The sequence below is a fragment of the Ruegeria sp. YTSC199 genome (genome assembly GCF_059609725.1).
This window is the reverse complement of sequence record NZ_JBXWMF010000026.1, coordinates 1-12,387: the sequence shown is the minus strand read 5'-3', so window position 1 is coordinate 12,387 and position 12,387 is coordinate 1. Positions and strand designations below refer to the sequence as shown.

Here is a 12,387-nt window from a genome sequence, read left to right as displayed (position 1 = left end):
CTTACACCGCCTGATGGACCTCGATGATATTGCCTTCGGGGTCGTGGAAGAAGAGCTGATGCCATTCTTTCGCGAAGGCGGTGCCATAATCCGAATAGGGAATTTCGTTGTCGTCCAGCAGTTTCTTGAACGCCTCGATATCGTCGGTGCGAAAGGCGATATGGCCGCGTTCGACCGGGTTGATCGTTTCGCCATGTTTGAAGGCGACGTCGAGGTTTCTTTCGGCCAGGTGCATTTGCATCCCGCCATCGGTCGCAAACCGGATCTTGCCGCTGTAACCCTTGTCTTCGGTCTCATCGGGGCGGGGGAAATTCTCGATCGGGATATCAGCCAGCCCGAGAATCTGCGTGTAGAACCGGTGCAACCGGTCGACATCCTCAGAGACAAAGTTGATGTGGTGGAATTCGAGTTTCATGCGGGCCGGGCCTTTTGGTTGGTGCGCGGTGCCAGAAAATCCCAAGAACCGGGGGCTGGCAAGCCCTGCGTCAAAGGGATTGATATGGTTGAGAAATGCGCAGGTGAAAGGGCCAAGAAAACCGTTGCGCTAGTGCGGGGATGCGGGGATAGTTAAAGAATTACAAGCTCCCGAGGGTCTCATGAAACCTTCTGCTCTGTTTGTTTGCGCATTGATCCCCCTGTTTCTGTCGCACCCGGCAGCGGCCCAGTCGGACGCGCCGCCCAGTGTGATGGTCGCGCCGGTGACGATGGAAAACCTGCAGAAACAGGATCGGTTCGTTGGTCGGGTCGTAGCGGATCAAAGCGTGGATCTGCAGGCCCGGGTTGAGGGGTTTCTGGAAGAGATCAACTTTACCGAGGGTGGGACGGTTGCCCAAGGTGACGTGCTGTTCCGGATCGAAAAGAAGAAATACGCCGCAAGCGTGGATAGCGCTCAAGCGGCGTTAAAAAGCGCGCAGGCCAGCGCACAGACGGAAAAGGCGGCGCTGGACAGGCAGCAGGAGTTGTTCGACAAGGGCGATATTCCGCAGGCGGTTCTGGATACGGCACTGGCAACATATGCCACAGGTCAGGCCGCAGTGGATGAGGCGCAGGCTGATCTGAAAATCGCGCAGATTGATCTGGACTATACAGAAATCCTTAGCCCCATTGATGGCCGCATTGGTTTGTCTGCAATGGATGCCGGTAATCTGGTCAGTTCGGACACCGGCGTTTTGGCAACCGTCACCAGCGTTGACCCGATATTGGTCAGCTTTTATATCAGCGAGCCGGTTCTGCTGCGCGAACGGCGTAAAGGGCGGATTAGGCCGGGTGACATCAAGCTGACTTCTGACATCAAACTGGCCGATGGAGAGACCTATCCCACCCCCGGCAAGGTGATCTTTGTCGGTGACAGCGTCAGTCAGGACACCGACACGATCGAACTGCGCGCCAGCTTCGCCAACCCTGACGGGCTGTTGATCCCCGGCCAGTTCGTGACCGTCAGCCTGACGGGGTCCGAAGACCCTAAGGTGCTGACCGTACCGCGCAACGCGGTGCAGTTCGACAAACAGGGGTATTTTGTCTTCACAGTCGACGGCGACAACAAGGTCCATCGGCAGAATATCGAGATCGGCACCCAGGCCGCGACGCGAACGCAAGTCACATCCGGGCTGTCCGAGGGCGACCGCGTGGTGGTGCAGGGGCTTCAGAAAATACATGACGGGCTGGTCGTGAAAGCGATCGACAGTCAGGGGTAGGGCCGGTTTGATCGCGCACTACTTCATCAACAGACCGCATTTCGCGGCCGTCATCGCAATCCTGATGGTTCTGTTCGGTGCGGTCTGCGTGCGCCTGATCCCGATCACCGAATACCCCCACATCACTCCGCCTCAGATCTACGTTGATACTTCGTATCCGGGGGCGGACGCGCAGGTCATTCTGGAATCCGTCGCCACCCCGATCGAAGAGCGTGTGAACGGCATTCCGGGAATGCTATCCCTGTCCTCCAAAAGCTCGAATGACGGCACCTATATGCTGAACGTGTCCTTTGAGTTGGGCACCGATCCTGACGTAGCCGCCGTTGAGGTGCAGAACCGGATCGCGCTGGCCAGTTCCGAGTTACCCTCGGCCGTGTTGCAGCAGGGGGTCGAGGTGACCAAACGATCGGGCAACATGATCATGGTGATCAACCTGACCTCGCCCGACGGATCGCGGGATGAGTTGTTCCTCAGCAATTTTGCCGCCGATTTCCTGCATGACCCGTTACAAAGATTGCCGGGGGTCGGAACGGTCTCGCAATTTGGTCAGTTGGAATACAGTATGCGGGTCTGGATCAACCCGGTTCGCATGGCGGCGCTGAACATCACCGCGGCTGAGGTGGCGGACGCGATCAAGGATCAGAACGTTATCGCCGCTGCGGGGCAGGTCGGGGCACCCCCGTTCGCGGAAGGCCGCACCGATTTCCAGTTTAAGCTTCGGGCTGAAGGGCTATTGCGGGATGCCGCCGAATTCGGACGGATCATTGTCGCCTCGGACCCCAACGGGTCGGTCACTCGGTTGGAAGATATTGCCCGAATTGAACTTGGCGCGGCTACCTATTCCGGCTCGACCAAGCTGAACGGCAAGGACTCGGCCACTGTAGCGGTCTATCAGGAAAGCACCGCAAACGCGCTTGAGATTTCTGACAATCTGCGCGTGCTGATGAAGGAGCTGTCGGCAAAGTTCCCTGAAGGTGTCTCATATGAGATCACATATGATGTCACTGACGCGGTGCGTGTTTCGATCCGCGATATCATGACCACACTGGCCCTGACAGCGGGGCTGGTGATTACGGTGACCTTCCTTTTTCTGGCAAGCCTGCGTGCCACCATCGTACCGGCTATCGCTATTCCAGTATCGCTGCTGGGTGCGGTGGCGCTGATCTATGCCATCGGGTTCAGCGCCAACATGATCACCCTGTTTGCTTTGGTGCTGGCCATTACGTTGGTGGTGGATGATGCGATCATCATTATCGAGAACGCCGAACGTATATTGCGGGACGAAGGGTTGGACCCGCGCAAGGCGACGCTAAAGGCAATGTCGCAGGTCAACCGCCCAATCATCGCCACGACCTTTGTTCTGGCCGCCGTATTTGTGCCGGTGTGCTTCTTTCCCGGTGTCACCGGAACGATCTATTTCCAATTCGCGCTGACGATCATCTTTGCCTTTGTTCTGTCTGCCGTGAACGCTTTGACCCTTGCCCCGGTGCTCTGCGCCTTGATGCTGAGAACGGAAAGCAAACCCATAGGTGCGCTGGCCGTTGTTCCGGCGGTGATTGTCTGGCTGCGGCGCCAGTACCTGCGGCTTGTGTCGATGCTGCTGCGGTACATGGTGGTGTCACTGCTGGTCTTTGCCGGGGCTGTCGGGCTGACAGTGTACCTGTTCAAAACAGTCCCGACCGGCCTGATCCCGCAGGAGGATAACGGTGTTCTGATGGCGTCGATGAAACTACCGGACGGGGCCTCGCTGCAACGCACACAGGCATTTATGGATAAGGCTGGCGCGTTGATCGAACAGACACAGGGGGTGCAGGCCGTCACTATCGTATCCGGCCACTCGATGCTGGCCGGAGGACGTCCGAATGCGGGTATGGCCATTGTCACCCTGACCCCATGGGATCAACGCACCAGTCCCGATCTGCAATGGCACGCGATTATGCACCAACTTGAGCGCAAGCTGGCAGCTCTTCCCGAGGGGGTCTCATACGTCTTTCCGTTCCCGACCATTCACGGGCTGGGCTCGACAGGAGGGATTTCGGTGGAGCTGCTAGACCTTGGAAAAGGGGACAGCGCGCAGTTGGATGCGGTGATGAACGGCTTTGTCACCGCACTGAACGCGGCGCCCGAGTTTTCCCGTGCACATGGAAGTTTCTCGGCCCAGAGCCCGCAATACAAATTGTCCATCGACCGAGACAGGGCCGAGACTCTGGGCGTTAGCGTGGCCGATATCTTCACCGCACTGCAGGCCAATCTCAGCTCGTATTTCGTGGATAACTTCATTCTGAGTGAGCGTGTCTATTGGGTGGTGATCTCCGCTGATGCTGAATTCCGCCAGACGCTGGACGATGTGGACAACATCTATGTCAAAAACAGCGCCGGGGAATCTCTGCCCGTGCGCAACTTCGTCAGCAATGAACCGGTCCTCGCGCCGGATACTGTGCCACGCTACAACCTGTTCACGGCGGCTTCGGTCAGCGCGCAACTGGAGGATGGGGTCAGTTCCGGCGATGGCATCATCGCGATGCAGACGATTGCCGAAAAGACCTTGCCCGACGGATTCCGGATCGACTGGTCGGGCGTCACCCAGCAAGAGGTGAAGGCAAAAGGTCTTGTGCCCTACATCATGCTGTCAGCGCTGGTGCTGGCCTATCTGTTCCTTGTGGTTCTGTACGAAAGCTGGGTGCTGCCGCTGTCGATCATCACCTCGGTGGTCTTCGCGCTGTTGGGGGCACTGATCCCGCTGGCGCTGTTGCCTTTCCTGACCAGTAATATCTTTGCTCAGGTCGGGATGGTACTGCTGATTGGCTTGGCGGCAAAAAAGGCGATCATGGTGGTCGAGTTTGCCAACCAGCAACGCGAAAGCGGTGCCAGCATCCGCGACGCAGCTCTGAAGGCAGCGGAAATCCGGTTCCGACCGGTCACCATGACGGGTCTGTGTTTCATCGTCGGCGTTCTGCCCCTTGTCCTGTCCAGCGGGGCAGGAGCGGCGGCGCGTGTTTCGGTAGGTTATCCGGTTCTGTTCGGCATGATCCTCGACAGTACGCTGGGGCTATTGATGATCCCGGTGCTCTACGCGGCGTTCCAGAGCTTGCGGGAATGGTTAATCAGCTTGGGACGTGTCCACCGCAAGGCCTGAAAATTGTTGCAGTATTGTAGGGTTTCCCGGATGCTGAACGGCACCGGAACCGAGGCGGACCCAAGCAACATGTCGCTGCAAGATCCCTTTACGGACCTGAAAATCGAACGGCAGAACAGCGGGTTCTACAAGGGCTACAACCTGCCGATTGCACTGGTCAGCAAGCTCGCCGTTTCGCTGTTGGTACTTTGGGCGCTGGTCTGGCCACTGAGCGCCAACAATACGCTGCGGTCGTGGAAATCGGGCCTGTTGAGCGAGTTCAACATCTTCTACGATCTCTCAGTCGCGCTGTTTGCCTTCTTTCTGATCGTCATAGCGATCATCCCGGCAACCGGACGGATGCGGTTGGGTGCTGAGCGGGAACGGCCGGAGTTTTCCAACTTCTCATGGTTTTCGATGATGTTCGGGGCGGGACTGGGTGTCGGTCTGATGGTCTATGCTACCGCCGAACCGCTGGGTCTGTGGGAGACCAATCCTCTGACCGTCGCGGGCGAGGTCGAGGCCAAAAGCCAAGAGGCGATCAAGGGGGCCTATCGATACACCTTCCTGCATACCGGGTTTCACGCCTGGGCTATCTATGTGGTGACTGGGCTGAGCCTTGCCTATTACGCCTATACCCGAGATATGCCGCTGACGATCCGGACCGCACTGACACCGCTGCTGGGGGAATATTCCAACGGTGTCGCGGGGCATGTGATCGACATTCTGGGTGTCGTAGCAACAATCCTCGGGGTGGCAGTGACCATCGGATACGGGGTGTCGCAATTGGTGGACGGAGCGTTTCTGATCACCAGCGCGGAATGGCTGATGGACGGGGTGATGAAGCCCTCGACCGCTGGTCTGATCGTGGCGCTGACGACCGTGATGCTGATGTCGACCCTGTCGGCGGTCTCGGGCGTCGGGCGCGGGGTGAAGTACCTGTCGAACCTCAATCTGGTCCTGTCGCTGATCCTGCTGGCGGTATTTGTCATCTTTGGCTCATTTGCCTTTGCCATGACGACCTATGGGCAGGCGCTGATGGACTACATCATCAACTTCATCCCGCTCAGTCTGCAGGCTTATGGCCCGATGTCCGAGACCGAGTTCGCCTCGGCCCTGCCTCCAGACGCCGCCCCCTTTGTGGGTGAGCTGTTTCTTAGCGCGACCGATGCTTGGGGCACCCGCGACAGTTTTCTGGCTGGGCTGAGTGGTGAAGCAGCCGCTCTGCCAGATACCACGAAATATGCCGCTTATGATGCTGGAACGCCGGGACGTTTATTCGGATGGCAATCGGGCTGGACGACGTTCTACTGGGCGTGGTGGATCGCCTTTTCCCCGTTTGTCGGCCTGTTTCTGGCCCGCATCTCACGCGGGCGCACGGTGCGTGAGTTCATTTTGGGCGCGGTGATCGCGCCGTCGCTGGTCTGTTTCGCCTGGATGACCATTCTGGGTGGTTCGGCCATTGATCTGGAACTGAACGGAGACGCCAATGGTGCGATCCTGTCGGCTTCGACCACGGCCACTTTGTTTGTGACCCTTAGCCAGATGATCTCGGGTCATATGCTGGTGATCGTGAGCTGCATGTGCGTGGTGCTGACGATGACCTTTCTGGTCACCTCGGCGGATTCCGGAATATTGGTGATGAACACGATCATGTCCGGTGGAGCCGAGGAAACCGGCGTCATGCATCGCATCCTTTGGGGCTGCCTGCTGACGCTGGTGATCGGGACGCTGCTGATTGCTGGCGGTGGCGGGCTTGAGGCGCTGACTAATTCGATGATCATCGGCGCGCTGCCGTTCAGCGTTGTTCTGCTGCTGATGTGTGTCGCGTTGGGCAAGGCCATGATCAACGATCTGCGGCGCGCGCGTTACGAAGAAAATCCCTCCGAACGTTAAGCCGTCTGAGCTTATTTCAGTCTTTCCGCCGGCGCGCGCTTCATGAAGATCGCGTAACTTTAAACGGATTGCCCCGTGAGGGACGACAGGATTGGGGGTTTCGGGCATTCCCGGTGAAACTTAGGAAAGGGGCGGGTCATGGCTGACGTTCAAGGTTAAGCACTACTTTTTTGAGCCATTCGTCCGGGGCCCGTTACTGCAAAAACTGATTCTACTAGGTGTCCCATTGTAGCGGTCCGGGACATCTGCGCCCTCGAGCCGAGGTTGGCTACGGTGTTGTTTCCGCGCAAGAAGCCGAGATTCACCCGACCTCAGACCTGGCACCCTTTGCCGAGCGGCGCCTTTGGGACGCCCGCGACATTCCTGCGCTGCGCCTGATTACAGACGCGGTGCATGAATATGGTGCTTTGGCGGCTGTGCAACTGGTCCACAATTGTGATCACGCGACCAACCTGCTGCCCCGCGCACCGGTGCTTGCGCCGTCGGACGTGCGAAACAGGGACAGGCGCTGGACAAGGCTGATATCCGTGCGCTGCGGCGCTGGCATCGCAAGGCCGCCCTGCGCGCCAAAGAGGCCGGGTTCGATATCACCTATGTCTATGCTGGTCACGGGATGACGCTGACCCAGCATTTCATGCTACCCCGTCTGAACACGCGCAATGACGAATACGGCGGATCGCTGGATAATCGCGTGCGCCTGACTCGCGAGTTTCTGGAGGACATGCGCGAGCCTGTAAGAGACACTTGTGCTGTGGCCTTCCGGTTCGGAGTAGAGGAGATGCTGGGTTCCGACGGAATGCAGGTGGCTGAGGGCGGCCGGGCCGTGGTGATGCTGATGGCTGATCTGCCGGATATCTGGGACGTGAACGTCTCGGACCGGGGCAACGAATCCGCGACCAACAGATTCCAGACGCAGGACGGGTATCAGAACGACAATCTGTCTTACGTCAAACAGGTGACAGACAAGCCGGTTGTGGGGGTCGGGCGGCCAACCTCTCCGAACATGATGCTGTCGATGCAGCGCAAGGCGATTGTCGACCTGATCGGTGCGGCCCGCCCGTCGATCGCCGACCCGTTCATCCCGCGTAAAACCCAGGAAGGCTGCATCGAAGAAATCCGAGAATGCATCGGGTGCAACGTCTGTGCCGCTTCGGACGGGTCAGGCATTCCGATCCGCTGTACCCTGAACCCGACCTATGGCGAAGAATGGTGGTGCAGATGGCACCCTGAAAGCATCGCCCCGCGGCATAATGCGGCGCAGATGCTGGCGGTCGGCAACGGTCCCACCGGGCTGGAATGTGCCATGCAACCGGCGCGGCGTGAGAACGCGGTCACGCTGGCCGATTGGGCGATTGACTTTGCGGGCGGGTTCTGCGCGAAAGCCAATTTCCGGGGCTGACCGCATGGGGCCGTGTGACCGGTTACCAACTGAACGACCTGCGCCAGCGGGCCCAGGCGCGGATGTTCGCAGAAAGCACGCTGGATGCGGATCAGGTTATCGAACTGGGCAAAGAGCATGTGTTTCAGACCGCCGGAGCCGCTCGGCGCGTCGGCGGTAGGGGCGCAATACGTACCACGCACTGACGGTAATCGACCCATCGCCGTTTGTTTACACCCAGAATGACGTCATGGCCGGGGACGAGCCCGCGGGCCGGGTGGTGATCAATGAAGATGACCACGTCTATCTGGCCGGCGTGATCGCCGAGAAACTTGTGCAACTGGGATGCAAGGTTGTCTTGGTGACGCTTGAAAGCACAGTGTCGTGTTTTTCGGCTTATACATTGGAGCAACATCGCATTCAGGCGCGGTTGATCGAACTGGGTGTGGGTGTTCGCTGCAACCAAACGCTGAGTCATATAGCGTCTGACTGCGTGACCACGGCATGCCTATGTTCCGGGCGGGTTTTACAGATTGAAAGTGCGGCGACCGTGCTGGTGACCGAACGGCGGCGCAACACCACCCTTTATGATCAGTTGCAGGGCAGGGGGTGGAAGACCCTTGAACTGATCGGTGATGCCGCCGCGCGGCCGCAAGCCGGGGCCACCGCAACTGCGACGCTGGCCGGAACCTTGGTGCATGGGTGGCGGAAACACTAGCGTGCGTCGTCATCGCCGACCTGATCACACCCGGTTGCCCGTCAGTTTCGCGACCTGGCCTGTCATCACCGACCTGCGCAGCGGGTCCTTCACTGGCGGTAGCGGAGAGCAGGTTTTGATGAAGACCGCCGCCGTCCAGATGGGTAATTTCTACGGCCTGCCGACCTTGGTTGGGGCAGGAACCACCGATGCCAAGTTGCCCGATGCGCAATATGGCTCGGAAAAGGCGCTGACGTTCTCGTTGACGGCCCATGCCGGGGCCAATCGAGTATGTAAGTTCGGCGGTATGCTGGGTAGCCTGACGGGGTGCAGTTTCGAAAGCATGGTCATCGACAACGAATCCGGCGGTATGATCCTGCGGTCCCTACACCGCATAGAGGAGACCGACGAAATCATGGCTGCTGACGTGATCCACAAATGCGCCATCTACCCGGGGTATTTTCTGGGCAATCCGGATATGCTGAGTATCATGAACTCGCAATTCGTATACCCTTAATTCATGGACTGAGAACGCACTGATACATGGGAAAACGCGGGCAAGGTCGATCTGCTGCAGCGTGCGCAGAACAAGGTCCAGGCCATTCTGGGCGTGCCGTTCCCTACCTACTCCGTAACCGAAGACGTTCGGGTGCGCGAAAAGTTACCCATCGTTTTGAAAGCTGAAGACATGTGTGGCACCCGGAGTTAAGGCGCGGACGCGGCGGAGAACCCCGAACCTGTCCATCTCGGTCAGGCGCCAAACTTAACAGCTTATGCAGGTGGGAGTGCCAACAACCAACAGGATTTACATTGCACTTTGTTTGGCGTGTTTACTGCGAGATAGCCATTCACGCGCGCGGTGCGAAAGTCCCATTCGCGCCAGTTTGGGTCGGTTGGATCAGGATGTATACAGCTTTGCGCCGAGTCCGGGATGCGTGGGATCGAGCGCAGCGTCACCTGCTCTGAAATCGCTTTGGCCGCAGTATGTCCAAGGCTGCACAAATAGTGCCAGTCCGTCGGGGTTACGTTGTCCGACTCTGCCGCGCGAGACAGTGTATCAGTTGCGATCATGGCTGCGAAATTGATGAACGCGCAGACATAGAGCGTCCCTATGCCCAAAGCGGCGACCCGCAGCACCAGCCATGTCGAGGACAGGCCCCGATGTACCTGCCATGCCACCATTGCCAGACCGATCGTGACCAGACCCATCCAGATCACCGCATAGATGCGCAAATAGGTCAGGCCGTAGACTTCGATATACAGGTTCAGCCGAAATGCGGCGGACAAGGTCAGCAGCACGTTTTGAACCAGCCACAACAGCAGCAATGATTTCAAAACCGGATTTTGTTCCGAAAACGGACGCGCCGCCAGCGCAAAAGCCCCGGCAAGCAAGGCGGTGGCCAACAGTGGATAGGCTCCGCGATGGGCATAGGTGGCATAGCTCATCCCGTCGGGCAGAGATGCGCCGCCGAACAGGATTGAAAAATCCAGTACGCTCTGCAGTGCCAACATGAGGTTGAACAGAACCAGCGCCCGAAAGACCGAGTCTGCGTTCAGAATACGCGGAACACTCCAGTTTGGTACAGTCAGTGCAACGGCCCCGTCAGGCGTGGGGGCTGTCAGGACCGGCCAAATCAACAACGCCAGCCCGGCCCAGAACATCGCACGTCGGACCAACACGAACAGATCGAAATCAACCCGAAGCATTCGCACCAGCATATGTTCGAGCACGGGGTTTGCGGTGATCAGCAGGATGCTCAGGACCATTACACCGCCCAGCGGTAACGACCAGTTGCGCAGGAACGTGTGGGCAGATGTGCAGCTGGCAGGGCCGTGCGAGACGATCCGGATGCGCCATTCCCGGATGTGGGCCGCACAGGCCAAGGCACCGGCGGTCGGAAGCCTTTTGATCAGGCGGAAGACTGCGCTTGCCAGCCATGGCAGGCATTCGCGCGTCTCGATCTCGGGCGGTACGCGCAAAAGGGCGACGGCACCAAGCAGCCCGATGGTGAGGAAGGTCAGCGACAGAAGCTGGACATGTTCCATAATGGGCAGAGTGGCCAGAAGCATTAGCCCGGAAGAAGCCCACTGTCTGCCGCGGACCGGGCTGCCGAGGTTGACCGCCGCAAAGATACCCCATGCAAAAAGGGCCAGCGAAAGCGCGGGATTGTACCCCCAGAACAGAAAATCCCCCAGCAGTACAAGAAGGATCAGCGAGGTAAATCTGGGAAATCTACATATAAGATACAGAATGTTGCCCGGTGGTGTGGCGGGGGGTGTCTGGTCAACAGATGCGTCACCTTCACTGGCCAACCACCGGCCATCATGGACAAGGGACCTGGGCAACCCACGGATGATGAGTTCTTTGGGCATGGCGTTCTCCTGCTCGAGTTTCCCCAAGAGTGAACGCGCGGCCTGCAGATAATCCGCACCAGTTGTGCAGATTTCGTGCAGGCATGCAGAAAGTCGACCTTTGTCTTAGTTCTGGCGGCGGCGATCCGAGAAACCTCCGGAAAAACGGCGGTTTCGGACGTCTCCGGTGGTCATGTTGTAGTGCGCGCGAAACGCCCGTCCCAACGCGGCAGCGGAGGAGAATCCTGTTGCCGTGGCAATCTCGGGCTGCGGCATGTTGGTGTGTCGCAGTAGGCTGTCGGCTCGTTCCAACCTAAGCTCTCGATAAGTTGTCAGAAGCTTGACGCCTGTCTTGCCCAGAAACCGCCGCTGCAGCTGACGGGTAGAAGCGCCTACAGCCTGAGACAGATCGGAGATTTTCAGCGGATCTTCCACGTTGTTCAACATTGCCCCGATCACCTGCCGTACCATCGGGTCGGCCCCGGACCGTTGAATCAGGCGGGTGGCAAGCTGGCTGGAGTAACTGCGTTCCGGCTCGGTCAGGCCAATATAGCCGCGCAGGGTTTCGGCCAGATGCTCACCGTGATCCAGGGCCACGCAGTCCGACAACAGCCGGAGTGCGCTCAGCTTGGTTGCGGCGCTGTGCACGCGGTTGTCAGGTGACCTGTGTGTGTTCCCGTGGCAGTCAGAAAGTCCGATTTCCCGTGCCGCGGCGGCAAAGTTCGGGTGGATGGCAGCGGTTGCATCACCGGCCCGCCCAGTTTGTGCCAACAGCAGCACCGCTCCGCCGACCAGAATGGATCGCGAGGCCAGGCTCAATACCTGCGAAATCCGGCTTTTGTCTGCGGCTTCGCAAGGCCATGCTTTGTGAATGTCGCCCCAGAAGATCGCCGTGCGACCTGCCCAATAAAGTGGGTCGCCCGCAGAGCTGGTTGCGGCACATCGGAAACTTACGACATAGATGTGATCTTCGACCAGATCGTTCAAAGCCTTAAAGAACTCGGCAACCATTTCGGCCGACGCTTTTACATTGGGATCATTCAGGAAAACGTCGATGTACTGTGTTCTTTGAGCCCCTCGATTGGCCGGCCGTGTGTGGTCGTTTCCGAGGACATAGTGTTTCATCGTTCCTCCACCTGCCATGCGTGGGTTTACCCCCCCCGCCTTTCGGGGGGGGGACTGATTTTTTATTCTGCGGCGTCTTGGTATGCGTCCATTGGGGGGCATGTGCAGACGAGGTTTCGGTCTCCGTATG

9 protein-coding genes and 1 pseudogene are annotated in these 12,387 nt (G+C 58.6%); 7 read left to right on the top strand and 3 right to left on the bottom strand.

Going from position 1 to position 12,387, the window contains the following annotated elements; translation table 11 throughout:
• Position 1: 1 nt before the first annotated feature.
• A complete protein-coding gene (locus tag AC2FEE_RS20150) occupies positions 2-415 on the bottom strand; it encodes a VOC family protein (protein WP_496867108.1) in 414 nt (137 codons plus the stop codon).
• Positions 416-596: 181 nt separating this feature from the next.
• On the opposite strand from AC2FEE_RS20150, the gene AC2FEE_RS20145 reads away from it, so the two are divergent.
• The 7 genes and pseudogenes from AC2FEE_RS20145 to AC2FEE_RS20115 all read left to right on the top strand — a co-directional run bounded on the left by AC2FEE_RS20145 (position 597) and on the right by AC2FEE_RS20115 (position 9,297).
• Positions 597-1,694 carry an efflux RND transporter periplasmic adaptor subunit gene (locus AC2FEE_RS20145; protein ID WP_496867107.1) on the top strand — a complete coding sequence of 366 codons (1,098 nt, stop codon included), beginning with the start codon at positions 597-599 and terminating at the stop codon, positions 1,692-1,694.
• 7 nt (positions 1,695-1,701) lie between these two features.
• On the top strand, positions 1,702-4,830 hold the full coding sequence (locus tag AC2FEE_RS20140; RefSeq protein WP_496867106.1) for an efflux RND transporter permease subunit: 3,129 nt from the start codon (positions 1,702-1,704) through the stop codon (positions 4,828-4,830).
• A gap of 69 nt (positions 4,831-4,899) precedes the next feature.
• Positions 4,900-6,705, top strand: a complete 1,806-nt coding sequence (locus tag AC2FEE_RS20135; RefSeq protein WP_496867154.1) for a BCCT family transporter — start codon at positions 4,900-4,902, stop codon at positions 6,703-6,705.
• 218 nt (positions 6,706-6,923) lie between these two features.
• Positions 6,924-8,104: pseudogene (locus tag AC2FEE_RS20130) on the top strand (oxidoreductase).
• Positions 8,105-8,118: 14 nt separating this feature from the next.
• Positions 8,119-8,289, top strand: a complete 171-nt coding sequence (locus AC2FEE_RS20125) for a hypothetical protein (protein WP_496867105.1) — start codon at positions 8,119-8,121, stop codon at positions 8,287-8,289.
• The gene (locus AC2FEE_RS20120; RefSeq protein ID WP_496867153.1) at positions 8,286-8,801 is read left to right on the top strand and encodes a hypothetical protein; all 516 of its coding nucleotides are present in this window, start codon (positions 8,286-8,288) and stop codon (positions 8,799-8,801) included. Before AC2FEE_RS20125 ends, AC2FEE_RS20120 begins: the two co-directional genes overlap by 4 nt.
• Before the next feature lies 1 nt (position 8,802).
• Positions 8,803-9,297, top strand: a complete 495-nt coding sequence (locus AC2FEE_RS20115) for a trimethylamine methyltransferase family protein (protein ID WP_496867104.1) — start codon at positions 8,803-8,805, stop codon at positions 9,295-9,297.
• 254 nt (positions 9,298-9,551) lie between these two features.
• Here AC2FEE_RS20115 and AC2FEE_RS20110 read toward each other — a convergent pair whose 3' ends face one another.
• Complete coding sequence (locus tag AC2FEE_RS20110; RefSeq protein ID WP_496867103.1) at positions 9,552-11,153, bottom strand: DUF4153 domain-containing protein; 1,602 nt, start codon at positions 11,151-11,153, stop codon at positions 9,552-9,554.
• Between the two features lie 105 nt (positions 11,154-11,258).
• On the bottom strand, positions 11,259-12,257 hold the full coding sequence (locus tag AC2FEE_RS20105; RefSeq protein ID WP_496867102.1) for a helix-turn-helix domain-containing protein: 999 nt from the start codon (positions 12,255-12,257) through the stop codon (positions 11,259-11,261).
• Between the last annotated feature and the right edge of the window lie 130 nt (positions 12,258-12,387).